General features: G+C 45.0%; 26 protein-coding genes and 1 other annotated feature. All 26 genes read left to right on the forward strand.

The genetic code is table 11. From position 1 onward, the window contains the following. Window position 1 precedes the first annotated feature (1 nt). Window positions 2-1,276, forward strand: coding sequence for an efflux RND transporter periplasmic adaptor subunit (locus tag J2Z37_RS12170; protein WP_209810528.1), 1,275 nt, complete (start codon window positions 2-4; stop codon window positions 1,274-1,276). A gap of 11 nt (window positions 1,277-1,287) precedes the next feature. Then, entirely contained in the window at window positions 1,288-2,898 is a 1,611-nt protein-coding gene (locus J2Z37_RS12175) for a DHA2 family efflux MFS transporter permease subunit (RefSeq protein WP_342453818.1), read from the forward strand. A 142-nt stretch (window positions 2,899-3,040) separates the two neighbouring features. Further along, complete coding sequence (pabA, locus tag J2Z37_RS12180) at window positions 3,041-3,616, forward strand: aminodeoxychorismate/anthranilate synthase component II (RefSeq protein WP_209810529.1); 576 nt, start codon at window positions 3,041-3,043, stop codon at window positions 3,614-3,616. Window positions 3,617-3,750: 134 nt separating this feature from the next. Beyond that, window positions 3,751-4,587, forward strand: a complete 837-nt coding sequence (gene folP, locus J2Z37_RS12185) for a dihydropteroate synthase (protein ID WP_209810530.1) — start codon at window positions 3,751-3,753, stop codon at window positions 4,585-4,587. After that, window positions 4,584-4,952, forward strand: a complete 369-nt coding sequence (gene folB / locus J2Z37_RS12190; RefSeq protein ID WP_342453819.1) for a dihydroneopterin aldolase — start codon at window positions 4,584-4,586, stop codon at window positions 4,950-4,952. The genes folP and folB overlap by 4 nt, the downstream gene beginning before the upstream one ends. 6 nt (window positions 4,953-4,958) lie before the next feature. Further along, window positions 4,959-5,489, forward strand: a complete 531-nt coding sequence (folK, locus tag J2Z37_RS12195; RefSeq protein ID WP_209810531.1) for a 2-amino-4-hydroxy-6-hydroxymethyldihydropteridine diphosphokinase — start codon at window positions 4,959-4,961, stop codon at window positions 5,487-5,489. After that, entirely contained in the window at window positions 5,441-5,653 is a 213-nt protein-coding gene (locus J2Z37_RS12200; RefSeq protein ID WP_209810532.1) for a helix-turn-helix domain-containing protein, read from the forward strand. Before folK ends, J2Z37_RS12200 begins: the two co-directional genes overlap by 49 nt. A gap of 11 nt (window positions 5,654-5,664) precedes the next feature. Then, complete coding sequence (gene dusB / locus J2Z37_RS12205; RefSeq protein ID WP_209810533.1) at window positions 5,665-6,675, forward strand: tRNA dihydrouridine synthase DusB; 1,011 nt, start codon at window positions 5,665-5,667, stop codon at window positions 6,673-6,675. 145 nt (window positions 6,676-6,820) lie between these two features. Then, window positions 6,821-7,300, forward strand: a complete 480-nt coding sequence (gene greA / locus J2Z37_RS12210; protein ID WP_209810534.1) for a transcription elongation factor GreA — start codon at window positions 6,821-6,823, stop codon at window positions 7,298-7,300. A 34-nt stretch (window positions 7,301-7,334) separates the two neighbouring features. Further along, entirely contained in the window at window positions 7,335-8,846 is a 1,512-nt protein-coding gene (lysS, locus tag J2Z37_RS12215; protein WP_209810535.1) for a lysine--tRNA ligase, read from the forward strand. Window positions 8,847-9,255: 409 nt separating this feature from the next. Further along, entirely contained in the window at window positions 9,256-9,945 is a 690-nt protein-coding gene (locus J2Z37_RS12220) for an HAD family hydrolase (RefSeq protein ID WP_209810536.1), read from the forward strand. 124 nt (window positions 9,946-10,069) lie between these two features. Further along, window positions 10,070-10,534, forward strand: coding sequence for a CtsR family transcriptional regulator (locus tag J2Z37_RS12225; RefSeq protein ID WP_209810537.1), 465 nt, complete (start codon window positions 10,070-10,072; stop codon window positions 10,532-10,534). A 17-nt stretch (window positions 10,535-10,551) separates the two neighbouring features. After that, complete coding sequence (gene mcsA, locus J2Z37_RS12230) at window positions 10,552-11,070, forward strand: protein-arginine kinase activator protein McsA (protein WP_209810538.1); 519 nt, start codon at window positions 10,552-10,554, stop codon at window positions 11,068-11,070. A gap of 17 nt (window positions 11,071-11,087) precedes the next feature. Beyond that, window positions 11,088-12,158, forward strand: a complete 1,071-nt coding sequence (mcsB, locus tag J2Z37_RS12235; protein ID WP_209810539.1) for a protein-arginine kinase McsB — start codon at window positions 11,088-11,090, stop codon at window positions 12,156-12,158. Window positions 12,159-12,205: 47 nt separating this feature from the next. After that, window positions 12,206-14,659 carry an ATP-dependent protease ATP-binding subunit ClpC gene (gene clpC / locus J2Z37_RS12240; protein ID WP_209810540.1) on the forward strand — a complete coding sequence of 818 codons (2,454 nt, stop codon included), beginning with the start codon at window positions 12,206-12,208 and terminating at the stop codon, window positions 14,657-14,659. 218 nt (window positions 14,660-14,877) lie between these two features. Continuing rightward, window positions 14,878-16,239, forward strand: a complete 1,362-nt coding sequence (radA, locus tag J2Z37_RS12245; protein ID WP_209810541.1) for a DNA repair protein RadA — start codon at window positions 14,878-14,880, stop codon at window positions 16,237-16,239. 79 nt (window positions 16,240-16,318) lie between these two features. Beyond that, window positions 16,319-17,065, forward strand: coding sequence for a CDP-diacylglycerol--serine O-phosphatidyltransferase (gene pssA, locus J2Z37_RS12250; RefSeq protein WP_209810542.1), 747 nt, complete (start codon window positions 16,319-16,321; stop codon window positions 17,063-17,065). Between the two features lie 143 nt (window positions 17,066-17,208). Continuing rightward, a complete protein-coding gene (locus tag J2Z37_RS12255; RefSeq protein ID WP_209810543.1) occupies window positions 17,209-18,297 on the forward strand; it encodes a PIN/TRAM domain-containing protein in 1,089 nt (362 codons plus the stop codon). A gap of 29 nt (window positions 18,298-18,326) precedes the next feature. Next, window positions 18,327-19,022 carry a 2-C-methyl-D-erythritol 4-phosphate cytidylyltransferase gene (gene ispD, locus J2Z37_RS12260; protein WP_245203758.1) on the forward strand — a complete coding sequence of 232 codons (696 nt, stop codon included), beginning with the start codon at window positions 18,327-18,329 and terminating at the stop codon, window positions 19,020-19,022. Further along, a complete protein-coding gene (ispF, locus tag J2Z37_RS12265) occupies window positions 19,015-19,491 on the forward strand; it encodes a 2-C-methyl-D-erythritol 2,4-cyclodiphosphate synthase (protein WP_209810545.1) in 477 nt (158 codons plus the stop codon). Before ispD ends, ispF begins: the two co-directional genes overlap by 8 nt. A gap of 186 nt (window positions 19,492-19,677) precedes the next feature. Further along, entirely contained in the window at window positions 19,678-21,126 is a 1,449-nt protein-coding gene (gene gltX / locus J2Z37_RS12270; protein ID WP_209810546.1) for a glutamate--tRNA ligase, read from the forward strand. A 21-nt stretch (window positions 21,127-21,147) separates the two neighbouring features. Beyond that, window positions 21,148-21,386 (forward strand) — a binding site (T-box leader). 65 nt (window positions 21,387-21,451) lie between these two features. After that, window positions 21,452-22,123, forward strand: coding sequence for a serine O-acetyltransferase (gene cysE / locus J2Z37_RS12275; protein ID WP_209810547.1), 672 nt, complete (start codon window positions 21,452-21,454; stop codon window positions 22,121-22,123). A 19-nt stretch (window positions 22,124-22,142) separates the two neighbouring features. After that, complete coding sequence (gene cysS / locus J2Z37_RS12280) at window positions 22,143-23,537, forward strand: cysteine--tRNA ligase (protein ID WP_209810548.1); 1,395 nt, start codon at window positions 22,143-22,145, stop codon at window positions 23,535-23,537. Continuing rightward, window positions 23,534-23,953: a Mini-ribonuclease 3 gene (locus tag J2Z37_RS12285; protein ID WP_280922205.1), complete on the forward strand. Its 420-nt coding sequence runs from the start codon at window positions 23,534-23,536 to the stop codon at window positions 23,951-23,953. Before cysS ends, J2Z37_RS12285 begins: the two co-directional genes overlap by 4 nt. Next, entirely contained in the window at window positions 23,950-24,699 is a 750-nt protein-coding gene (gene rlmB / locus J2Z37_RS12290; protein ID WP_209810549.1) for a 23S rRNA (guanosine(2251)-2'-O)-methyltransferase RlmB, read from the forward strand. Before J2Z37_RS12285 ends, rlmB begins: the two co-directional genes overlap by 4 nt. 17 nt (window positions 24,700-24,716) lie before the next feature. After that, window positions 24,717-25,226, forward strand: a complete 510-nt coding sequence (locus J2Z37_RS12295) for an NYN domain-containing protein (protein ID WP_209810550.1) — start codon at window positions 24,717-24,719, stop codon at window positions 25,224-25,226. Window positions 25,227-25,269 lie beyond the last annotated feature (43 nt).

The raw sequence follows: 25,269 nt of genomic DNA on the forward strand, positions 1-25,269 counted from the left end.
GATGAGAAATAGTTATATCCAAAAGGCATTAGCATGTGCAACGGTTTCTTCCATGATCTTTGTCTTAGGTGCGTGCAATTCAGTTTCTACAGCCAATGGGGAAGATACAGTAGCAACCGCAGTAAAGGTGATTAAGCTTGCGGAGGCATCAAACAGCGGTTTAACATCCAGCGGTAAGGTGATCGCCGATCAGGAAGTAAATGTGGTTTCAAAGGTTTCCGGTAAGGTGGCCAATGTAACGGTAAAGGAAGGGACTCAGGTACAAAAGGGACAGGAATTGATTAAGCTAGAATCCGACGATTATGTTTTACAGGTAAAACAGGCCGAATCAGGGATTCAAGCTTCCCAGGCCAAATTGGCAGATGTAAAGGATGGGGCTAGAGCGCAAGAAATCGCCGCTTTGGAAAGCGTGCTGCAAGCCTCTGAAGCAGCGGTGGTGCAAGCGCAAACTGCTCTGGACACAACGGAGAAGACCAATGAACGGATGAAGGCTTTATTTGAAGCAGGTGCGATTTCCCAAGCCGAATGGGATAATGCAAACCTTCAGCTGGAAAATGCAAAAGCGGCCTATCAACAGGCAAAATCTCAGTGGGAAGCGAATCAGGCAAAGCTCAGCTTAACTAAAGAAGGGGCAACAGCCAATACGATTCGAGCGATGCAGGCGGAATTGACCCGTTTACAAGCAAGTAAAGACCTTGCGGAGAATGCCCTGCAGAATACTTCCATCGTATCCCCAATTTCGGGCGTTGTCGCGGTTCGAAACATTGAACCGGGAGAAATGGCGCAACCCGGTGTATCCTTAATGACTATTGTGGATCTGCAGCATGTTTTGATCCAGGTGAGTGTTTCCCAGGAGCATGTCAACCAGTTGAAGAAGGGAGATAAGGTGCAGGTCTTAGTGAAGGGTATTGAGAAGGATCTAGAAGGAACGATCGATTTTATCAGTCCTTTGTCAGATGAAAACAGTACGAACTTCCCGGTAAAGATTCGAGTCGAAAACAAGGACGGGGTGCTTCGTGCAGGGATGCTCGCAGATGTTGTCTTTTCTGGACACACGAAGAGCGGTATCGAAATTCCAACGGCATCGGTGGTAAAAAAAGAAAATAAAAACTATGTCTTTAAGATTGAAGACAACATGGCAAAGTTGATTGAAGTGCAGGTTGAGCCGAAGAACCAAGATTGGGTTTATGTGAAAAGCGGAATTGAAAGCAGTGATCAGATCGTTATCAACCCAACAGACAGCTTAGCAGATGGAGCCCAGGTACGGGTTGAATAGGAGGGGAGGATGTGTCACAAAATCCAGATGAACATCAAAAAGAAGAAGAATCCGGTGCATATAAGTGGTTTGCCCTTATAGCCATCGTTCTCGGCGCGTTCGTAGCCGTATTGAATAACAGTTTGATTAACGTAGCCCTCCCTAAGCTAATGGCAGTTTTTGGATCGTCAACAGAGGATATACAATGGGTTTTGACAGGATATATGCTAGCTTCTGCGGTAGTTATTCCGATGAGCGGATTTGCAGGGGACAAATTTGGTTATAAAAAAATCTTTCTTCTATCTTTAAGTGGATTTACAATCAGTTCTTTTCTATGCGGGTTGGCATGGAGTGACACCAGCTTAATTGTTTTCCGCATAATCCAAGGGTTAACCGGGGGATTTATTATGCCGCTCAGTATGGCCATTATTTATTCCATTATGCCCCGTCACCAAATAGGAATGGCCCTTGGTTTGTGGGGGATTGCCGCAATGGTTGCCCCTGCCGTAGGTCCAACCTTAAGTGGGTACCTGATCGAAGTAGCCAGCTGGAGATGGTTGTTCTTTCTCAGCTTGCCTATAGGGGTATTTGCCATTGTCATGGGCAGCATTTTGTTAAGGGAAACACCGAAAAAAGAGCATATTACCTTCGATTTGCCAGGCGCAGTATTGTCTATTGTGTTCTTTGGAACGCTGCTGCTAGCTTTAAGTAAAGGACAATCCGAGGGTTGGACATCCCTCTATATTGTGAGCCTCTTTTTTGTTTCGTTCTTTAGTATGCTGCTTCTTGTTTGGGTGGAGACCGGGAAGGAATACCCAATCCTTGATCTGCGATTCTTTAAAAACCCGACGTTTACACTAAGTACACTTTGTTCCGGATTTGTTATGGTGGGGTTATTTGGGGGAGTGTTCCTTACCCCACTTTATCTACAAAATATTCAAGGTTTATCAGCAATCGATACAGGTCTGGTCCTGATGCCGCAATCGATTGCCATGGCTCTGATGATGCCAATCAGCGGGAAGTTGTTTGACCGTTTTGGCGTCGTACCGCTGGGTCTCATCGGATTAACCATATTAGGGACAACGACTTATGAATTGCATCGTTTAACGATGGATACCCCAAATGAGTGGCTGGACATGATATTAACCATTCGCGGAATTGGGATTGGATTGTGCATGATGCCGCTCACTACAGCTGGGATGAATGCAGTGGAGCGTTCCGAGGTTGGGCGGGCTTCTTCCGTCTCCAATGTATTCCGACAGGTTATGGGGTCGCTTTCGATCGCCGTTTTAACATCCATTATGTCTGCTCGCCAGACCTTTCATGCAGCAGGTATTTCGGAACATCTTCAGATGGATTCCGATGCTACAACAGGGGCAATTAAGATGCTTGGTTCTGTCTTTGCACTGGGAGGCGTTGACGCGGGAACCGCACAGGGAGGAGCGGTGGCCCTGATTGCCGGCATGGTTCAGAAGGAAGCATTGGTACGATCAATTGCAGACACCTTTCTGTTATCATCGATCCCGGTCTTTATATGTATACCGTTTATTTTCTTCTTTATAAAACGGAAAAAATCTTCCGCACCGGATGCATCGGCAAAAATGAAGCCACAAAATCAACCATCCGCGTCAGCGCAAGGTTGATTCTTGAAGGCTATTGACTGAAAAGCGAATGCACGGTATCATAACCGAAAGGAAATAAAGATTTAGAAAAAAGGCGCTTGTGAGAGTAGTAGAGTTCAGTTGGAAGAGAATGAGTTGAGTGAAGAAAAGGAGAGGATAGCGCATGATCTTGATGATTGACAATTACGATTCGTTTACGTATAATTTGGTTCAATTTTTAGGTGAACTAGGAGAGGAACTAAAGGTATTTCGCAATGATAAAATATCTTTAGAACAAATTGAGGCATTAAATCCAGATCATATTCTGATTTCTCCTGGTCCGTGTACGCCGAATGAAGCAGGAATCAGTTTACAAGTGATAGAAAAATTCAGTGGGAAAATACCCATTCTGGGAGTCTGTTTGGGACATCAGTCGATCGCACAAGCTTTTGGCGGGAAGGTGGTTCGCGCGGAGCGTTTGATGCATGGGAAAACATCGCCCATCCATCATGACGGCAAAACCATCTTTTCTGGGCTCCCTTCTCCTTTTACAGCTACTAGGTATCATTCTTTAATTGCAGACAAGGCTACCTTGCCAGATTGTCTGGAGATCTCGGCTTGGACGGAAGAGGGAGAAATAATGGCCATTCGGCATAAGTCGCTGCCAGTTGAAGGGGTTCAATTTCATCCGGAATCGATTATGTCCGAGCACGGAAAGGAATTGTTAGCCAACTTTGTTCAATCTGTTTTACAGCCTTAAAGAAAAGCATATAAGTACTTTCTATAATAGGAAGCCGTGATATTTGCTATGAATCACGGTTTTCTTTTGTTCCCTGCTTATTCATAAAAAATGGGAAAATAGCCATTACTATATACACTAAGGTGGTGTGAATGATGATGAATTTTTCAGTAAAAGAGAGAAAACGGCGTGAATGGAAGATCGGTGAGAGAACGTTAGTGATGGGAATCTTAAATGTTACACCGGACTCCTTTTCTGACGGAGGAAGATATAATTCAGAGGAACGGGCTGTCCTTCATGCGAAAAAGCTGGTAGAGGATGGCGCAGACATCATTGATATTGGCGGAGAATCTACACGTCCGGGAGCAGAGCCGGTTTCTCTGGAGGAAGAATTGGAGCGAGTGGTTCCAGCGGTTGAAGCGATACGTCGTGAGCTTGATGTGCCTATTTCTGTTGATACGTATAAAGCCCGCGTAGCTTATGAAGCAATCCAAGCAGGTGCGGATATCATTAATGACATCTGGCGGGCAACCTTCGATCCGGAGATGCCACGTGTGGCAGCTGAACTCGATGTCCCGATTATTCTTATCCATAATAGAAACAATAAAAACTATCAAGATTTATTACGGGATATTTTCTCAGATCTGGAGGAAAGTATCCAGTTGGTGCAAGAAGCAGGGGTTAGATCTGAGAATATTTGGCTTGACCCAGGGATCGGTTTCGCCAAAACGCTAGAAGACAATCTGATAACCATGGCCCATTTAGAGGAATTTGTCGCTACCGGTTTTCCCGTGCTCTTAGGGACCTCCCGCAAAACGTTTATTGGTCAAACCTTGAATTTGCCAGTTGAAGAACGACTAGAGGGATCACTTGCGACAGTCTGTTACGGGGTGCAAAAGGGCTGCCAGATTGTACGTGTTCATGATGTGAAAGAAACCGTGAGGGTTTGTCGGATGATCGATGAGATAAAAAAGAGGGAGCAAAACAGGTGACAGCGCTAGACAAGATTTACTTTAATAAAATGGAGTTTTACGGGTATCACGGCGTTTTTACCGAAGAAAACAAGCTTGGCCAGCGGTTCAAGGTGGATCTGGAATTATATTTGGATCTGAAAAAGGCCGGGCTCTCAGACAAGCTAGAACATACGATTAACTATGCAGACGTTTATCAGCTATGCAAAGAGATTGTGGAAAATGAGCAGTACCAGCTGGTAGAACGGATTGCACAGGAGATCGCAGAGCAATCGTTAAAAAAGTTTCCCTTGTTGGAGGAATTGCTAGTTCGCGTAATTAAACCAGATCCTCCGATCCAAGGACACTATGATTCGGTTGCTGTAGAAATCCGCAGAGGGAGATAGGATAGGATGAAACCCTTCTTTTTATCTTTGGGTAGTAATCTCGGGGATCGGCTTCAGTATATAGAAAAAGCGATTCGTCGATTGCATGGGCATTCGAAAATCCAAATCACAGACCTTTCCAGTGTCTATGAAACAGAACCTGTTGGATACACGGATCAACCGGCTTTTCTGAATGCCGTAATCGCTGGGAAAACCAGTTTAACGCCAAAAGAACTCCTGCATGTAATTCTAGAGGTGGAAAAAGCCCTTGGAAGAATTCGTGAGGTCAGATGGGGACCGAGGACGATCGATTTGGACATTCTGTTGTACGGAACTGAATCCTGGAACGAAGAAGATTTGCAAATTCCCCACCCCAGAATGTTGGAGCGGGCATTTGTTTTAATTCCTTTGGCTGAACTGGATGCAAATTATCCCATCCCTACAGGTTTAACCTATACAACGCCACTTGAGCAGCTAAAGAAAGTTGGAGAGAAGAATGGTGTGAGGAAATGGAAGGAACGCGTTTGGGAAATCGAATTCGGGCATTCCGTAAATTAAAAGGTTATACACAACAGAAATTTGCGGAACAATTGGGAATATCGGTTGCTGTCTTGGGATCCATTGAAAGAGGGATGAAGGACCCGACGGAGAAGATGCTTGTGCAGATTGCAGCCTTGTTGAACATTGATAGCCGGGATTTACTCGGTGAAAAACATGGATGAAAGGGATAAGCATGAAGAAATTAAAAATTAGAGATGTGGAATGCAAAAATAATGTGGTTTTGGCTCCAATGGCCGGGGTTTGCAACCCGGCTTTTCGTTTAATTGCAAAGGAATTTGGCACAGGGTTAGTTTGCGCAGAAATGGTTAGTGATAAAGCGGTTAATTTTAAAAATGAACGCACGATGCAGATGCTGTATGTTGACGATCGGGAAAAGCCACTCAGCCTGCAGATTTTTGGCGGAGAAAAAGAAAGCTTGGTAGAAGCTGCAAAGCATGTTGATAAGCATACGAATGCGGATATTATCGATATCAACATGGGGTGCCCAGTACCAAAAATTGTAAATAATGAAGCTGGGGCAAAGTGGCTATTAGACCCAAATAAGATTGAAGAAATGGTTTCCGCTGTTGTGGAAGCCGTGGATAAACCAGTCACCGTTAAAATGAGGATTGGTTGGGATGAGGATCATATCTATGTCGTAGAAAATGCTCGCGCGGTAGAACGGGCAGGAGGGTCTGCTGTTGCTGTGCACGGGAGAACGCGGGTACAAATGTATGAAGGAAAGGCTAACTGGGATTATATCCGTGATGTGAAGCAGGCGGTATCGATTCCCGTGATTGGCAATGGGGACGTCGCCAGTCCGGAAGATGCCAAAAGAATGCTCGATCATACCGGTTGTGATGGAGTCATGATTGGTCGGGCTGCTTTAGGAAATCCATGGATGCTGTACCGAACGGTTCATTATTTATCTTCAGGGGAGTTACTGGGTGATCCTGATGCAAAGGAAAAGGTGGATGTCTGCTTACTGCATCTTGATCGGTTAATTGATCTAAAAGGAGAAAAAGTTGCAGTTCAAGAGATGCGCAAGCATGCAGCTTGGTATTTGAAGGGATTAAAGAATTCCGCCCAAGTCAGGCAGCAGGTCAATGACCAAACTACACGCGAAGGTTTGCGAACATTGCTCCTTAATTATGTGGATGGGGTCCAGCAAGAAAATGGAGAACAGGCTGTGATTCACCATTAGAGTCATTTGACAAGGGTTTTCAATTCCCATATAATACCTATGATAAATGGGTAAGAAAAGCCATGAGATGAAAGAATAATTTGTGAACTATTCATCATATCATGTATGAGATATTTTGCTAAAAATATGCATCGGGGGAATGATCATGTCCGAAAAAGAGGTATTCCTGACACGTGAAGGATTACAGAAGCTAGAGGATGAACTAGAGCATCTAAAAGCGGTGAAACGTCGAGAGGTTGCTGAAAGAATTAAGGAAGCGATCGGATTCGGTGATCTTAGTGAGAACTCGGAGTATGAGGAAGCAAAAAATGAACAAGCATTTATTGAAGGAAGAATTATTACCCTTGAAAAAATGCTCCGCAATGCTCGCGTAATTAGCCAGGAAGATATGGCACAAGGTGTGGTTAGTGTAGGAACCACGGTTAAGTTGAAAGACCTGGAATTCGGCGATGTTGTGAATTATACCATTGTTGGTTCAGCTGAATCAGATCCAGCAAACAATCGGATATCCAACGAATCACCTGTGGGTCAGGCTTTGCTTGGCAAAACCAAAGGTGCTGTGGTTGAAGTAAATGTGCCTGCGGGCGTTATACAATATGAAATTCTGGACATAAAATTTAATTAGTGTCCTGCTATGGATTTTAGGAGATGATTTTTCAGTGTCCCAAGAGGAACTCAACGAACTACTACTTGTAAGAAGAGATAAACTAAACCAGCTTCGCGAAATGGGTGTGGACCCATTCGGCAAGAAGTTTCACCGCTCCCACTCCGCTGAGGATATTGTGCGTGAATTTGACGGCCTGAGCAAAGAAGAGCTGGATCAGAAAGTGGTCGAAGTTACGATTGCAGGAAGAATTATGGCCAAGCGTGGACAAGGAAAAGCAGGTTTTGCCCATATTCAGGACCGTACGGGGAGAGTTCAGATTTACGTCCGGCAGGATCAAGTTGGGGAAGAAGAATACGGTGTCTTTGACCTGTGCAATATTGGGGATATTATCGGGGTGCAAGGAACAGTCTTTCGAACGAATAAAGGGGAACTAACTGTCAAGGCTAAAGCCTTTACCCTTTTGACCAAATCGCTCCGTCCGCTCCCGGAAAAATTCCATGGCTTAAAGGATGTTGAAACCCGGTATCGGAAGCGTTATTTGGATTTAATTATGAGTCCCGATTCCATGGAAACCTTTATCACGCGCAGCAAGATCTTGCAATCCATGAGACGATACCTAGATGAGCGGGGTTATTTAGAGGTAGAAACCCCAACGATGCATTCGATTCCTGGCGGTGCTGCAGCACGTCCATTTATCACTCACCACAACGCATTGGATATGCAGCTATATATGCGGATCGCTACCGAGCTACACTTGAAGCGATTGATTGTGGGCGGCTTGGAGAAAGTTTATGAGATCGGGCGGATCTTTAGGAATGAAGGAATTTCCACCCGTCATAATCCGGAGTTTACCTCTATTGAACTATATGAGGCCTATGCTGACTTTGAGGATATTATGAGGCTGACAGAGGAATTGGTTGCCCATATTGCTCAGGACGTGTTGGGAACGACCAAGGTTATGTACCAAGGGGAAGAGATTGACCTCACCCCTGCCTGGAAACGGGCCCATATGGTTGACCTTGTAAAGGAAGTGACAGGGGTTGACTTCTGGCGGACAATGAGTGACGAGGAAGCACATGAATTAGCCCGCGCTAACAATGTGGAAGTGAAGCCGGGGATGAAGTTCGGGCACGTCGTCAATGAATTTTTCGAGCAAAAAGTCGAAGAAACCTTGATTCAACCAACCTTTGTATATGGCCACCCGGTGGAAGTATCCCCGTTAGCTAAAAAGAATGAAGAGGATCCACGTTTTACTGACCGATTTGAGTTGTTTATTGTTGCTCGTGAGCATGCCAATGCTTTCACGGAACTCAACGACCCGATCGATCAGCGTGAACGTTTTGAGTCACAGTTAATGGAACGTGAAGCCGGAAATGATGAAGCACATATGATGGATGAAGACTTCCTAGAATCCCTCGAATACGGAATGCCACCAACTGGCGGATTGGGAATCGGAATCGATCGTCTAGTGATGCTGTTAACCGATTCTCCATCGATCCGCGATGTACTCTTATTCCCGTTGATGAGACATACCCATGCGGATGCTGGGGCTGGGGAAGAATAGTTTATTGAAAACAACCGAGTTAGGGTGTACCTAATCGGTTGTTTTTTCATATAGGTTGGCGCTCCCCTTTTTGTCAGGGGATCCCATTATCCGGTTAGCTGCCTTGAGAAGTGCTATGAAGATCAAAAACCCGGTAAAGATTGGTTGGAATGAACTTCATTGGGGTAATGAAGATCAATACCAGGGTGAAAACCGGTTGGAATGACCTTCATCGGGGCTATGAAGATCAATACCGGGGTAAAAATCGGTTGGAATGAACTTCATCGGGGTTATGAAGATCAATACCAGGGTGGAAATCGGTTGGAATGAACTTCATCAGGGTTATGAAGATCAAAGCCAACGCGAAACCTGGAGAGATTGATCTTCATGATCGCCTTTAAAGGAAAAACATACATAAGGAGTGGAACCCATGAACAATCCAATACCCTTTGCCGCCATTTTCGACATGGACGGCACCTTACTACAAACAGAAAAGGTGGCGGTTCCCGCCTTTAAAAGAACTTTCGAAGCGCTCAAGGAAAAAGGTGAGTTTCAAGGGGAGATCCCCTCGGATGAGAAATTCACGAGTGTCCTTGGTATGACTTTGGAGGACATATGGAAGGAACTTCTCCCAGACCAACCCAAACAAGTCCATCAAAAAGCTGACGGCCTCATGCTTAAATACGAGTTGGAAATACTACAGCAGGAAGACGTTCATCTTTACCCACAGGTTAAAGAAACTCTAGAGCAACTGAAACAAGAGGGGATTCACCTGTTCGTGGCCAGCAACGGACAAGATGAATATATCCGGGCAATCTGTGAGCGTTTTGAAATCTCTAATCTTTTCACTGATCTCTACAGCGCTGGGAGATTCCAGACAGATTCGAAGGATGAACTAGTAGCCAAGCTTCTACACGACCATCAAATCCAAAAAGCGATTATGGTAGGGGACCGGAAATCTGATATCCAAGCGGGTAAGGCGAACAAGCTATATACTGTAGGCTGCTGCTTTGGGTTTGCAGATGAGGGAGAGTTATCAGGGGCAGACCAGTTGATCCATTCCTTCCAAGAGATGAAATCAATTATAAAAAATAGATTAGCAGAAGGAAATTTGGGCTAAGATAAGAATATAGTAAAGAGTTGCGAAAAGTGAAAAAGGATATTATAATAAAAGTCAAAGAAAGTCAAGGTCAAACAGGGGTTTATCGTATCGTTCTATTTGACGTGTAGAAGGGGGTGAATCTATGCGGAATATATCAGACATCATTGAACAGCATCTGAAGATGATCCTGCAGCAAAGCAAAAATGGCTTAATTGAGATTCAGCGCAGTGAATTGGCGGATAAATTTCAATGTGTTCCTTCACAAATAAACTATGTAATAAGCACCCGATTTACAACTGAAAAAGGATATCTGGTGGAGAGTAAACGTGGGGGCGGAGGTTATATCCGGATTCGTAAGGTGGAAATATTACGAAGCAAAAATCTTTATTCCTTATTGATGGATATGATTGGCGACGAAATGAGTCAGTCACAGGCGGAGGATATGGTGGGTCGGCTTCAGGAAGAGGAGATCATTTCCCATAGAGAGGCCCAAATTATGCGAGCTGCGATTTCGCGCGATGTATTATCCTTTCAGGTGCAAATTAGGGATAAATTAAGGGCAGTTATCATGCGCGCGATGATTACGCAAATTTTCATGCATGGATAAGAGGAGGGAAGACCCCCATGATCTGTCAAGAATGCGGACAAAAACCGGCAACCATTCATTTTACGAAGATTGTAAACGGTGAAAAAACGGAATTTCATTTATGTGAAACATGTGCAGGTGAAAAGGGAGATATGTTTTCTTCGCCGTCCAATTTTACCATCAACCATTTGTTGTCCGGATTGCTCAATTTTAACGGAGCAGGAACATCGATCGGTGGTCCGTCTACGGAGAAGCCACTTCGTTGTGAAACCTGCGGTCTAACCTATTCTCAGTTTAGCAAGAGCGGAAGATTCGGTTGTGTGGATTGTTATACCAGCTTTGCTGGCCGTTTGGATCCGCTTTTGAAGAGAATTCATGGCAATATGGAGCACAGTGGAAAGGTTCCCCAACGTTCCGGGGGAAAGATCAAGCTAAAAAAGGAATTGCAGGAATTGAAACTGCAATTACAGCAGAAAGTAGCCCGGGAGGAGTTTGAGCAAGCAGCCAAGCTGCGCGATAAAATCAAGCAGTTGGAAAAAGAGATTGCTCATTCATAATGGAGGGAGTGGTACCAATGTCTTTACAGCGTTTCCTTCAAACAGCAGTAAGTGAATGGATGAACGGGGAGGGCCCTGATTCGGATATTGTTTTCAGTAGCAGAGTCCGATTGGCCAGGAACCTGCGGAATCACCCATTCCCGCTGCTTGCAACAGATACAGAGGCCGATCAGGTGGTTCAGGAAGTGGAACAAGTCGTGCGCTCAGAGGAATTTCAAAACTTGGGCCGCTACGAATTGCTAAAGCTAGATAACCTTTCTGCCCTGGAGAAAAAAGTCTTTGTAGAAAAACACTTGATTAGTCCACACTTAGCCAATGAATCTCGGAATGGTGCCGTAGTATTAAGCGAAAACGAAGCAGTAAGCATCATGATCAATGAAGAAGACCATCTACGGATTCAATGTTTGTTTCCTGGGTTTCAATTGATGGAGACCTGGAAAATGGCGGATAAAATAGACGATCTCTTTGAGAATTCATTAGATATTGCCTTTGATGAGAAGCACGGCTTTTTAACAAGTTGTCCAACCAATGTAGGTACGGGAATTCGCGCTTCCGTGATGATGCATTTGCCGGCACTGGTCATGACCCAGCAGATCACTCGGATTCTCAACGCGATTAACCAAATCGGCCTAGTGGTGAGGGGGATTTATGGAGAAGGCAGTGAGGTAGCAGGGAATTTATTCCAGATCTCCAACCAGATTACCCTAGGGCACTCTGAAGAAGAGATTATTGAGAATTTATATGGTGTAACAAAACAAATTATTGAGCATGAACGTGCAGCGAGAAGATCTCTGCTTGAACATAATAAATTACAATTTGAAGATCGCCTGTGTCGCTCCTATGGGATTCTGGCCAATGCAAGGATCATGGAATCAAAAGAAGCAGCAACCCGCTTATCTGATTTGCGGCTAGCCGTGGATCTGGGACTCATAACTGGATTTTCCGCTCATATTATTAATGAACTAATGGTTCTTATACAACCGGGATTTTTACAGATGTATTCAGGGAAAGAGTTAACTCCTGAACAGCGGGATGCGAGACGGGCCAAGCTTATTCGAGAACGTCTGTCTGCTGCCTTGGAATCATAGTAGAACTGTAAAAATTAGAATATTTAATAGAATGGAGGTCTTCTCACATGATGTTCGGTCGATTTACAGAAAGAGCCCAAAAGGTACTAGCGTTAGCCCAAGAAGAAGCAGTTCGGCTTGGTCACAAGAATATTGGAACTGAACATATCCTCCTTGGCTTGATTCGCGAAGGGGAAGGGATTGCAGCGAAGGCCTTACAAGCTCTAGGGCTTGGCCTTGACAAAATTCAGGGTGAAGTGGAAAGTCTAATCGGACGCGGTGGAGAACATCCAAGCAATATCAATTATACACCAAGAGCCAAGAAGGTTATCGAACTTTCCATGGATGAAGCGAGGAAGCTTGGTCATACGTATGTTGGAACAGAGCACATCCTTTTAGGGCTGATTCGTGAGGGTGAAGGGGTTGCTGCGCGCGTTTTAAATAACCTTGGCGTTAGTCTGAATAAAGCGAGGCAACAGGTACTGCAGTTGTTGGGAAGCAATGAGGCGCTTTCCTCGAGTAACCAGGGAGCAGGAAATGCTGCTGTTAACACCCCTACACTGGATAGTCTAGCTCGTGATCTTACTGCAATTGCCAAAGACGGGGCACTGGATCCGGTAATTGGTCGGGAAAAGGAAATTGAACGGGTCATCCAGGTATTAAGCCGACGGACGAAAAACAACCCTGTGTTAATCGGTGAGCCTGGAGTGGGAAAAACAGCGATTGCCGAAGGATTGGCACAAAAAATCGTAAACAACGAGATCCCTGAAACGTTGCGTAATAAACGGGTGATGACCCTAGATATGGGGACCGTTGTGGCGGGGACGAAATATCGTGGGGAATTTGAGGATCGGTTGAAAAAGATTATGGATGAGATTCGTCAGGCTGGAAACATCATTTTGTTTATCGATGAGCTTCATACGCTAATTGGAGCTGGTGGTGCGGAAGGAGCGATTGATGCATCGAACATCCTTAAACCTTCTTTGGCCAGAGGAGAGCTGCAGTGTATTGGGGCGACAACCCTCGATGAATATCGGAAATACATCGAAAAAGACGCTGCTTTAGAACGGAGATTCCAGCCGATTCAAGTGAATGAACCGAGTGCTGAAGAAGCTATTCAAATTTTGAAAGGGCTGCGTGATCGTTACGAGGCACACCACAGGGTAAAAATCACTGACGAATCCATTGAAGCAGCAGTCAAGCTTTCCGATCGATACATTTCTGACCGTTTCCTGCCTGACAAAGCGATCGATTTAATTGATGAGGCAGCTTCCAAAGTTCGCCTTCAATCCTTTACCGTTCCACCCAATCTGAAGGAATTGGAGCAGCGGTTGGAGGAAGTACGCAAAGAAAAAGATTCTGCAGTACAAAGTCAGGAGTTTGAAAAAGCCGCAGCGCTTCGCGATAAGGAGCAAAAACTAAGGGAAGAGCTGGAGTCAACCAAGGCTGAATGGCAGGAAAAGCAAGGTCAATCCGACTATGAAGTGACTCCGGAAGATATTGGGCATGTTGTTGCCGGATGGACGGGGATCCCGGTTAATAAGTTGAAGGAAGAAGAAACTGATCGACTTCTTAAAATGGAAGAAATCCTTCATAAGCGTGTGATTGGGCAGGAAGAAGCGGTGAAATCGATCTCACGGGCAATCCGCCGAGCAAGGGCAGGCCTCAAGGATCCGAAACGCCCGATTGGTTCCTTTATCTTCTTAGGACCTACTGGTGTTGGGAAAACGGAGTTGGCCCGTGCTTTAGCGGAAGTCATGTTCGGTGATGAAGAAGCCATTATTCGCATTGACATGTCTGAATACATGGAGAAACATTCGACCTCTCGTCTGGTCGGTGCACCTCCGGGATATGTTGGATATGAAGAAGGCGGACAATTAACAGAAAAGGTTAGAAGAAAGCCGTATTCTGTCGTCCTCTTAGATGAAATCGAGAAAGCCCATCCGGATGTCTTTAACATCCTGCTGCAAGTACTTGAAGACGGAAGATTAACAGATTCTAAAGGGAGAACCGTCGACTTCCGCAACACAGTGATTATTATGACATCAAACGTGGGAGCAGACACGATTAAGAAAAATACTTCTTTAGGATTTATAGCCGGGGGTCAAGAGAAGCAATATCAAAACATGAAAGATCGAGTGATGGAGGAATTGAAAAAGACATTCCGTCCAGAATTCCTGAATCGGATCGATGAGCTAATTGTCTTCCACTCTTTGGAGGAAAAGCATATTGCAGAAATTGCCACCTTGATGGCAGGAGAATTGAGAAAGCGCCTGAGAGAACAGGATATCGACTTTATTCTATCGGATGAAGCGAAAGCTTATCTGGCTAAAGAAGGGTTCGACCCTGTGTTTGGAGCACGTCCGTTACGCCGGGCTATTCAGCGTCACATTGAAGACAGATTGTCGGAAGAACTTCTCCTGGGCAATATTAAAAAAGGCGATACCGTATTGATTGGTTTTGAAGATGGCAGCCTAACGGTGAAACGAGAAGAAAAAACTTTGGCAGCAAAAGAGAACTAATCATGGAGTAAAGGAGACAGTCCGGGGTGAAATGGACTGTCTCCTTTTTGCTACCTATGATCACGATCCCCTGCCCTCAGATTTAGGCTTCCCCGATTTCCCCCAACCTCATCTCTTGCTTTCAATTAAAATCATAAGATTTTGACTGAGGGGCAGGAATCCACACTAGTTTTCTAGAAAAAGTATAAGTTAATGTTAAAACGAAGGTGGGAGAGAGCATGTCCAAAACAAAAACCAAGTTTGTCTGCCAAGAATGCGGATATGAAACACCCAAGTGGATGGGAAAATGCCCAGGCTGTGGGAACTGGAACACCCTCGTTGAAGAAATCATTGAAACTCACCGGATGGGTGGAAGGTCGCTTACGACGAAGCAGAATAAAGCCCTTCCGATCAGTCAGGTTCAGAGTGAAAGGGAACCGAGAATTCGCACGGGTATGGATGAATTGGACCGGGTGTTAGGCGGCGGGATTGTCCCTGGATCGCTCATTCTCGTTGGTGGAGACCCCGGAATTGGAAAATCAACGATTCTTTTGCAAATGTCTCATTTTTTAGCCCATTCCAAGCATAAGGTACTATATACATCTGGTGAAGAGTCAACCAAACAAGTGAAGTTAAGAGCGGAACGGTTAGGTGCTAATAATGATGACTTGTTTGTTCTCTCGGAAACGAATATCGAAACCATTGAAGAGCAATTAAACGAGATTAACCCTCGGGTCGTTGTCGTTGATTCCATTCAAACGATGTTTCACCCGACCGTCACCTCTGCTCCGGGGAGTGTTTCTCAAGTTCGAGAATGTTGCGCACATCTCATGCGTATTGCGAAAACAAAAGAAATCGCCATTATGATTGTCGGACACGTGACAAAACAAGGGGAAATTGCTGGACCTCGCCTGCTTGAGCATATGGTGGATACGGTTCTCTATTTTGAAGGGGAACGGCATAATACGTATCGGATCCTTCGCTCTGTCAAGAATCGTTTTGGCTCCACACATGAAATGGGAATATTTGAGATGATGGAAAAGGGGCTGCGTGAAGTATCCAACCCATCTGAACTGTTCCTATCCGAACGGAGTATAGCTGCTGGAGCGACTGTAGTAGCCAGTATGGAAGGCACGCGCCCAGTATTGGTTGAGCTTCAGGCGTTGGTTACACCGACTAGCTTCCCCTCTCCGCGGCGGACAGCTACCGGAGTTGATTACAACCGCGTTGCTTTAATCATGGCAGTACTGGAGAAGAGAGTAGGGATGCTCTTGCAAAATCAGGATGCTTTTGTCAATGTAGCAGGTGGCGTTCGTCTGGATGAACCTGCGATTGATTTGGCCATTGCAGTAAGCATTGCTTCCTCCTTCCGCAACCGAGCAACGCAGGCAGATGATGTGGTCCTGGGTGAAATTGGATTGACAGGTGAGGTGCGCGGGATTTCCAGGATTGAGCAACGAGTAAAAGAGGCCCAAAAGTTGGGATTTAAACGGGTGATTATTCCCGAGAAAAATTTGGCAGGGTGGGAGCATCCGCGCGGAATTGAGTTGATTCCCGTGAAAACAGTAGAGGATGCCCTGCGAGAAGCGCTTGGAGGTTGAGAACCGGAAAAAAGTGAAACTTTAAAAGTGTGATTTTCGTATTAAAATAGAGGGATATGGATAGGAGGAAGAAAAAGAGATGATTAAAGCCATACCCAATATGCTGACAATTGGAAATCTGTTTGTTGGCATCTTAGCCATTTTGTTAGCCTTTCAGGATGACTTCAGCTATGTGGACTATGCTGCAATTACGGTCATTATTGGCATGCTTTTGGACGGATTGGATGGAAGGATGGCGCGAATCCTGAACGCCCAGAGTGAATTTGGCAAGGAACTAGATTCTTTGTCTGATGTCATTACCTTTGGGGTAGCGCCTGCAATCATTATGTATGTTGCAGGATTACAGGAACTTGGAGTAGCTGGGATTTTGGCAACAGCGATCTTTCCAGCCTGTGGAGCACTGCGGCTTGCCCGATTTAACATTCAAACTGGGGGGAATACCGGGTATTTTGTAGGATTACCTATAACTGCTGCAGGTGGGGTTTTAGCAACCTTGGCCCTTTACCATAATCAATTTTCCAGCACTTATCTTTTGGTTTTTATGCTCTTATTGTCGTACTTGATGGTAAGCAAGGTGAAATACCCCAACTTCAAAAAAGTAGGTTTGCCCAAATCAACGTATTGGGTTGTCCCCCTGTTAATTGCAGTTGTTGCGATTCTCGGGTTTATGTTTCCAACGCAATTTCCAAAGATTGTCTGCATTCCGCTCGCTTTATATGCATTGTATGGAGTGAGGAAAAGTTTTTTCCACCTGAGAAGAAGATCGCGTAAGCAGCAGTTGGAAGAAGAGGAAAAGGTGTATCACGATTCCAGCTTCCACGGTTAATTTGACAAATATATCCAGTCCATAGTATCCTAACATCGCAACGAGCAAAAAGCTTCTCGCTGAGAAGCTTTTTTGTTCCTGAAATGGAAAAGGCTGATTTTAATTTGCTTAATTTGTCAATAATGTAGGAAGGAGGTGAAGTCATGGTAAGAAGATTTATTCAGTTAATCATCACGATAATTGGTGGTGGTCTGGGGTTCAGTATTGGAGCTGATTTGTTTATGCTTTTGGATCCCCTCTTGAATATTGGCGGTAGTCCGGCTGGTCCTTATATTAGTGCAGCGGTAGGTGCAATCCTTTTCTTCCTGCTCTCTACATGGCTAGCAGAGTATATTGTTAATTTCATGCGTTGGGGTGAGGATGCTCTTATAAAATTACCGATTACCGATGTCTTATTTGGTGCAATGGGTCTTATCATAGGTCTTATAGTTGCTTTCTTATTATTTCTGCCGATTAGTTACATCCCGTTGCCGTTTATCGGTGACTACTTGCCTATTATTTTCTCGTTCTTATTTGGATACATGGGATTCCAAGTAGGATTTCGCAAGCGTGACGAACTGATGTCTACTTTCTCAATAGGAAAGCTGTCCAAGGGGAAGAAGGATGAACCGAAAGCGAAGGCGGAAAACCTTAAGCTTCTTGATACAAGTGTGATTATTGACGGGCGAATTGCAGATATCTGTAAGACGGGATTTATCGAAGGCACGCTGGTCATTCCCCAATTCGTGCTGGAAGAATTGCAGCATATTGCTGATTCTTCGGACGTTCTGAAACGAAACCGGGGAAGAAGAGGATTGGATATTTTAAATCGAATTCAAAAAGAGCTGAAAGTAAAAGTAACGATTGAGGAAAAAGACTTTGATGATATCCATGAAGTGGACAGTAAATTGGTTCGCCTGGCAAAAGTTACGCAAGGGATTGTTGTCACAAATGACTTCAACTTGAATAAGGTGTGTGAGCTGCAAGGTGTTCAGGTTCTAAATATCAATGATTTAGCCAATGCGGTCAAGCCTGTGGTACTCCCGGGTGAGGAACTGAACGTACAGCTGATTAAGGATGGGAAGGAACACGGGCAAGGTGTCGCTTATTTGGATGATGGAACAATGATCGTAGTAGAAGGTGGACGCGATTTTATTGGGATGCAGATTGACGTCCTAGTGACCAGTGTCCTGCAAACGTCTGCCGGTCGAATGATTTTTGCAAAACCAAAAATGTTGGAAAAGGCATTATAAGCCGGGGACTGACTTAATTAAGGGAGAATATGACGGTGAAGGTTGGAATTGTGATTGCGGCTGCAGGCCAGGGGAAAAGAATGGGTGCAAGAATTCCCAAGCAGTTTATTGAATTGAAAGGGAAACCGGTCTTATATCATTCGATTTGCCTATTTAAAGAGCACCCGTTTATTCAGGAAATTGTTGTGGTGACTTCGAAAGAAGACATGGCACAAACCAAAGAAATCGTAAAAGACTTTGCCTATGTTACCGTTGTTGAAGGCGGCAAGGAACGGCAAGAAAGTGTTCTTTGCGGCCTGAAGGCCCTTCAAAACTCCGAGTTTGTGTTGATCCATGATGCCGCCCGACCTTTTGCTACGCAGGATCTGATCAATCGTTTGATTGCTAGGGTAGCAGAAACCGGCGCAGTCATCCCGGCTGTTCCTGTAAAGGATACGATTAAAGTGGTTAACGAAAAGCGGGAGGTGCAATCGACTCCCCCGCGGCAAAGCTTGTGGGCTGTGCAAACCCCACAGGCTTTTCGTCTTTCCACGATCCTTGAGGCTCATCACTGGGCCAAGGAGCAACAGTTTTTGGGGACGGATGATGCAACATTGCTCGAAGCCAAAGGGATTACGGTACATATCATGGATGGGGAATATTCAAATATCAAGTTGACCACACCGGAAGATTTACAAGTGGCAGAGAAGATTATAGAGAAAAAAGGTGGAGAAAAGGATGTTTAGAATAGGACAAGGGTTTGATGTACATCAATTTGCCGAAGAACGGGATCTAATTATTGGCGGCATTCAAATCCCTTATGAGAAGGGACTGCTTGGACATTCCGATGCCGACGTATTGCTGCACACGATTACAGATGCTATCTTAGGAGCCTTGGGATTAGGGGATATCGGAAAACATTTTCCTGATACGGATGAGGCGTACAAGGGAGCAGACAGTAAAGTTTTATTAAAGCATGTGGTAGAGCAGATGAAAGCGAAGGGCTATAAAGTCGTGAATGTGGATGGGACGATTATTGCTCAAAAACCGAAGATGGCTCCCTATATTCCCCAGATCAATGAAAAGATTGCTGAGCTGCTCGAGGTGGATATGGACCGGGTGAATACGAAGGCGACAACAACGGAGAAGCTTGGATTTACCGGACGCGGGGAAGGGATTGCTGCCCAAGCGGTTGTCCTCCTGCAAAAAGCGTAGTATGCTATAAAGAAAACTTCCATCAGAAAGGGAGCTGCACCCCCCCTGATGGTTAGCTGACTTATCGGGCATTTACGGGCAGTTGTCCCCCTCCTCCTATTTTGTTTTAAATGGTATTGAAGTGTGGGACTTACTGCCCGTTAATGCCGATAATCGCTGTATTCAGATAAGGAAGGTGTCAAAGCTATGTCAAAAGAAGTACGTGTTCGGTTTGCACCAAGTCCAACAGGACATTTACATATCGGCGGGGCACGATCCGCCTTGTTCAACTACCTATTTGCCCGCCATCAGGGTGGGAAATTTGTCATTCGCATTGAGGATACGGATCAGCAGAGAAATGTTGAAAATGCGGAGGCTAAGCTCATTGACAGCATGCGCTGGCTTGGCGTGGACTGGGATGAAAGCATCGATGTGGGAGGGCCTTATGCACCTTACCGTTCGATGGATCGAATGGATATTTACACAAACCATTTACAGCAGTTGATTGATGAAGGAAAAGCCTACTACTGCTATTGCACACCAGAAGAGCTAGAGAAGGATCGTGAAGAGCAAAAGGCCAAAGGTGAAACGCCTCAATATGCCGGGAGATGTCGTCATTTAACCTTGGACCAAAGACAAAAGCTAGAGCAGGAAGGACGCAAACCATCCATTCGCTTCCTCGTGCCGAAAGACCGAGAATATGTTGTTTCTGACCATGTTCGGGGACAAGTTACCTTTGAATCCAATGGGATTGGTGATTTTGTCATTGCTCGCCCAGATGGGATCCCGACCTACAATTTTGCCGTCACAGTGGATGATTCTTTAATGAAAATCAGCCATGTCATTCGCGGGGAAGAACACTTGTCTAATACGCCGAGACAGCTGATGGTTTATGAGGCTTTCGGTTATGAAACGCCGGAATTTGCCCATGTAGCCCTCATCTTGAATAAAGATCGGCAAAAGATGAGCAAGCGGGATGAATCGGTTGTGCAGTTTGTAGAACAATATCGTGATCTAGGGTATCTTCCGGAAGCACTTTTGAATTTCTTGGTTTTACTTGGCTGGTCACCAGAGGGTGAGGAAGAAATCTTTACAAGAGAGCAGTTGATCGAACAGTTCTCGTTAGAGAGAGTGTCCAAGTCTCCAGCTGTGTTTGACCAGGAAAAATTAAAATGGATGAATAATCATTATATTAAACAACAGCCTGTAGAGCGAGTGGTTGAGCTGTGTAAACCACATCTTCTAGCGGCTGGATGGATCAATGAACAGTCCGATGAAGAGTGGATCAAGCGTTTGGTTGCGTTGTATCAAGAGCAGCTTCATTTCGGTGCAGAGATTGTAGAATTGGCTTCTCTTTTCTTCCAAGATGAGATAGAATACGGAGAAGAAGCGAAAACAGTCCTTTCCGAGGACCAAGTCCCTACAGTGTTAAAGGCTTTTTATGCTGAACTTCAAGCGTTAGAGAGCTTTACGGACGAGGATATTAAGCAGGCGCTGAAGGCTGTACAAAAAGGGACAGGATTCAAAGGGAAAGCCCTGTTTATGCCTGTTCGGGCGGCTGTAACCGGGGAACTTCACGGCAGGGATTTAAATCATACGATTTCCCTCCTGGGTAAAGAGAAAGTGTCCGGTCGTCTTTTAGGATTCATACAATAAGGTAATGATAAGATAAAGATGGAAAAAGCGTAGAACAGGAAAGTACGATCACGTAGAGGCCACAGAGAGAACTGACCCGGCTGAAATCAGTTCGCTTACGAGTGATTGGAAATGCGCCTGGGAGCTGTTCAACTGAAAATCTTCCTGACCAGGGATGAGTAGGTGCAACCGGTTGACCACCGTTAACAGGGTTATGAGAGAGAGTAAGGCAATTTGTCTTGCTCTAAACAGAGTGGAACCGCGGGAAAACCGTCTCTGAGGCTTAGATAAGCTTTGGAGCGGTTTTTTTTTACGTTAAAAAATATAATGAAAGGAGTGGGTGACGGTGTTTAAAACGATAAGAGAAGATATTGAGGCTGTTTTTGACCGAGACCCTGCCGCTAGGAGCACCCTTGAAGTCGTTTTAACCTATTCAGGGCTACACGCGATCTGGATGTATCGCATCAGCCACTGGTTCTGGAAAAAGAAGTGGTACACAGTCGCTCGTATGCTTTCCCAATTCGGCCGTTTTCTTACTGGGATTGAGATCCATCCAGGAGCTGTGATCGGAAAAAATCTATTTATCGACCATGGAATGGGAATCGTCATTGGAGAGACCTGTGAAATCGGCGATAATGTAACCCTTTATCAAGGGGTGACACTGGGTGGTACAGGAAAAGAAAAAGGCAAACGTCACCCTACCATTGGGAATAATGTCCTGATCGCTTCTGGGGCAAAGGTGTTGGGATCAATGAAGATCGGTGATCATTCAAAGATAGGGGCTGGTTCGGTTGTCCTTCAAGAAGTACCACCGAATTCCACTGTAGTTGGGATTCCAGGGAAAGTGGTTGTTCAGAATGGAGTGAAAGTCCAGGATGATCTTGACCAGGTCAACCTCCCAGACCCTGTAGCAGATATGTTGCGTTCGATGCAACAGGAGATCGATGATTTGCGTAGCGAGATTAAAAGATTACAGCAAAGTCGGCCGGCGGATGGGCTGGACGTGGTTCAAAAATAATAAGGAGGAAGTTCGACCAGTGGGAATTCAAATCTATAACACATTAACAAGGAAAAAAGAGCCGTTTGTTCCGCTCCATTCCGGGACGGTCAGTATGTATGTGTGTGGCCCAACGGTTTACAATTATATTCATATCGGAAATGCGAGACCTGCCATCTTTTTCGACGTGGTTCGCAGATACTTCGAATATAGAGGCTATGAAGTGACCTTTATTCAAAACTTCACCGATGTGGATGACAAGTTAATTAGAAAGGCGGAAGAGTTAGGGGTCACAGTTTTAGAAGTGGCAGATCGTTTCATCCGAGCTTTTGAGGAAGATACCCAGGCCCTTGGCGTGAAAGAGGCCCATGTCCATCCTAGGGTTTCTAACCATATTGAGGAAATTATAGATTTCATTCAAAAGTTAATCAATAAGGGGTACGCCTATGAGTCATCAGGAGATGTCTACTTCCGCACGGAGAAGTTCCCTGAGTATGGGAAACTATCCCATCAAAATATTGAGGAACTTCAGGCTGGGGTAAGGATTGCGGTAAACGAGCAAAAGGATAACCCGCTCGATTTTGCCCTTTGGAAGAGTGCCAAACCAGGTGAAATCTACTGGGAAAGCCCTTGGGGAAAAGGCAGACCTGGCTGGCATATTGAGTGTTCGGCCATGTCGATGAAGTATCTTGGGGAGAGCTTTGATATTCATGGTGGCGGGCATGACTTAATGTTTCCACACCATGAAAATGAAATTGCTCAAAGCGAAGCATTAACGGGGCATCCGATGGCGAAATATTGGATGCATAACGGGTATATTAATATCGATAATGAAAAAATGTCTAAGTCCTTGGGGAATTTTGTTCTCGTCAAGGATATTCGGGAGAAAATTGCCCCCCAGGTATTGCGTTTCTTTATGTTAAGCGCCCATTATCGCCACCCGATCAATTTTAGTGAGGATCTGATCGAGCAAGCGAAAAATGGTCTGGAGAGGATTCAAACAGCGATTTCAAATCTTCGGCACAGGCAAGTGGCAGCGACTTCCGAAGTAAATGAGGAAAATGAAAAGCAAGAGATCTATCGGAAGAAATTTATCGAAGCGATGGATAATGATTTTAATACGGCGGATGCATTGGCTATTGTATTTGAATGGGTGCGTGAATCCAACCAATATTTGTTGGGAGAAAAGGTTTCGAATCAAGGGGTTCAGGTTTATCTGGATTTATTTGAAGAAATGGGCTCGGTGCTAGGGTTGCAGCTGGAACCTGCAGAAGAAGAGTTGTTGGACCAAGAAATTGAGGCTTTGATACAAGAACGTACGGAAGCAAGAAAGCAGAGGAATTTTCAAAGGGCTGACGAAATTCGCGATCTTCTCATGGAAAAGGGGATTATTTTGGAAGACACACCACAAGGAATCAGGTGGAGAAGAAAATGATGCTACCGCCCGCAGGGAAATTGGATCAAGACCCAAAACTGTTAAATCCTCTTTCACTAGCTTATATGGGTGATGCTGTACTGGAGATTTTTGTGCGGCATCACCTCATTCAAATGAGAGGCGGGAAGCCGCACCAACTTCATCAGATGGCTAAAGGATATGTTTCAGCAAAGGCGCAGGCCAAAGTGTTGCTAGCGCTACAAGAACATTTAAGCGAAGAGGAGTGGTGGTTCATAAAAAGAGGGCGCAACACGAAATCAGGTACTGTTCCGAAAAATACGGATATCATGGAATATCGCATGAGCTCCGGTTTTGAATGCATGCTTGGTTACCTCTATTTGACCCATCAACAGGAAAGACTACAAGAAATCATGGACAAGGTATTTAGGATTATTGAGGCAGGTGAAAAAGAATGAGTGAAGAGTATATCGTAGGAAAAAACCCTGTACTAGAAGTACTTCGTTCAGGTCGATCCGTCAACAAGATTTGGATTGCGGAAGGGTCGCTGAAGGGCACGATGAACCAAGTGATGGGGATGGCGAAGGAAGCGAAAATTCAGGTTCAGCTCGTTCCCAAAAAGAAGCTGGATCAGGTGGCAGAAGGTGAAGCACATCAGGGAGTTGTTGCATTTGTTGCAGCCCATGCCTATGCAGAGGTAGAAGATATCTTACAAGCTGCGAAGGACAAGAATGAAGAGCCATTTATACTTATCCTCGACGAAATCGAAGATCCGCACAATCTGGGATCGATTCTTCGTACCGCTGATGCGGTGGGCGCACATGGTGTCATTATTCCTAAACGCCGGGCTGTAGGCTTGACCTCAACCGTAGCAAAATCCTCCGCAGGAGCGATGGAGTATGTACCGGTTTCCCGGGTGACGAATATCGTCAGAACGATGGAGGAACTCAAAGAAAAGGGAATCTGGATGGTTGGTACAGATGCTTCCGGGACACAAGATTTTCGCCAGGGACGGTACGATATGGGGATCGGGCTGGTCATTGGGAGTGAAGGAAAAGGGATGAGCCGCCTGGTGAAGGAAACCTGTGATTTTACTGTTCGTTTGCCTATGGTTGGTCAGGTCACCTCATTAAATGCTTCTGTGGCTGCTGCCTTGCTTATGTTTGAAGTGTATAGACAAAGAAAACCGATAGAAAAAGCATAATGATGGGATAGAGAGGGATGGAAGAGCTACTAATTGTTGATGGGTACAATATGATCGGTGCCTGGCCACAGCTGATCAAATATAAAGAGAAGGAACTGGGGAGGGCGAGGGATGAACTTCTGTCCATCCTTTCTGAATATCAGGCCTATTCAGGTACGAAGGTTGTGGTCGTGTTTGATGCGCACCAAGTCCCTGGGATGGGAAAAAAGATAAAACAGTATAAAATCGATATTTATTATACAGAAGAAGAGGAGACGGCGGATGAGCTGATCGAAAGGCTTACCAAAAAACTACGATCGCGGACAAGGCGGATTACCGTTGCAACCTCAGATTATACTGAACAAAACATCACTTTTGGTCATGGGGCCCTTCGTATGTCAGCAAGGGAACTATTGGAAAACATTAATCGGGCGAAACAATCGATACGAAAAACAGTAGAACAGCAAAAATATGAACCCCTTCGTACCGGGATACCTTTAAACAGTGAGATTGCCTCGATCTTTGAGAAGTGGCGCAGACAAAAGTAGCTAGGATATACAGCTGTGTTGACGTTTTTAGATTACATAATGT

It is taken from the genome of Ammoniphilus resinae (genome assembly GCF_017873965.1).
GTDB classification, from domain to species: domain Bacteria; phylum Bacillota; class Bacilli; order Aneurinibacillales; family RAOX-1; genus Ammoniphilus_A; species Ammoniphilus_A resinae.

Excerpts from the sequence above, each read along its gene's own strand:
- J2Z37_RS12170 (WP_209810528.1), top strand. The coding sequence starts at position 2 with ATGAGAAATAGTTATATCCAAAAGGCATTAGCATGTGCAACGGTTTCT.
- pabA (WP_209810529.1), top strand. The coding sequence starts at position 3,041 with ATGATCTTGATGATTGACAATTACGATTCGTTTACGTATAATTTGGTT.
- folP (WP_209810530.1), top strand. The coding sequence starts at position 3,751 with ATGATGAATTTTTCAGTAAAAGAGAGAAAACGGCGTGAATGGAAGATC.
- folK (WP_209810531.1), top strand. The coding sequence starts at position 4,959 with ATGAAACCCTTCTTTTTATCTTTGGGTAGTAATCTCGGGGATCGGCTT.
- J2Z37_RS12200 (WP_209810532.1), top strand. The coding sequence starts at position 5,441 with ATGGAAGGAACGCGTTTGGGAAATCGAATTCGGGCATTCCGTAAATTA.
- dusB (WP_209810533.1), top strand. The coding sequence starts at position 5,665 with ATGAAGAAATTAAAAATTAGAGATGTGGAATGCAAAAATAATGTGGTT.
- greA (WP_209810534.1), top strand. The coding sequence starts at position 6,821 with ATGTCCGAAAAAGAGGTATTCCTGACACGTGAAGGATTACAGAAGCTA.
- J2Z37_RS12220 (WP_209810536.1), top strand. The coding sequence starts at position 9,256 with ATGAACAATCCAATACCCTTTGCCGCCATTTTCGACATGGACGGCACC.
- J2Z37_RS12225 (WP_209810537.1), top strand. The coding sequence starts at position 10,070 with ATGCGGAATATATCAGACATCATTGAACAGCATCTGAAGATGATCCTG.
- mcsA (WP_209810538.1), top strand. The coding sequence starts at position 10,552 with ATGATCTGTCAAGAATGCGGACAAAAACCGGCAACCATTCATTTTACG.
- mcsB (WP_209810539.1), top strand. The coding sequence starts at position 11,088 with ATGTCTTTACAGCGTTTCCTTCAAACAGCAGTAAGTGAATGGATGAAC.
- clpC (WP_209810540.1), top strand. The coding sequence starts at position 12,206 with ATGATGTTCGGTCGATTTACAGAAAGAGCCCAAAAGGTACTAGCGTTA.
- radA (WP_209810541.1), top strand. The coding sequence starts at position 14,878 with ATGTCCAAAACAAAAACCAAGTTTGTCTGCCAAGAATGCGGATATGAA.
- pssA (WP_209810542.1), top strand. The coding sequence starts at position 16,319 with ATGATTAAAGCCATACCCAATATGCTGACAATTGGAAATCTGTTTGTT.
- J2Z37_RS12255 (WP_209810543.1), top strand. The coding sequence starts at position 17,209 with ATGGTAAGAAGATTTATTCAGTTAATCATCACGATAATTGGTGGTGGT.
- ispD (WP_245203758.1), top strand. The coding sequence starts at position 18,327 with ATGACGGTGAAGGTTGGAATTGTGATTGCGGCTGCAGGCCAGGGGAAA.
- ispF (WP_209810545.1), top strand. The coding sequence starts at position 19,015 with ATGTTTAGAATAGGACAAGGGTTTGATGTACATCAATTTGCCGAAGAA.
- gltX (WP_209810546.1), top strand. The coding sequence starts at position 19,678 with ATGTCAAAAGAAGTACGTGTTCGGTTTGCACCAAGTCCAACAGGACAT.
- J2Z37_RS12285 (WP_280922205.1), top strand. The coding sequence starts at position 23,534 with ATGATGCTACCGCCCGCAGGGAAATTGGATCAAGACCCAAAACTGTTA.
- rlmB (WP_209810549.1), top strand. The coding sequence starts at position 23,950 with ATGAGTGAAGAGTATATCGTAGGAAAAAACCCTGTACTAGAAGTACTT.
- J2Z37_RS12295 (WP_209810550.1), top strand. The coding sequence starts at position 24,717 with ATGGAAGAGCTACTAATTGTTGATGGGTACAATATGATCGGTGCCTGG.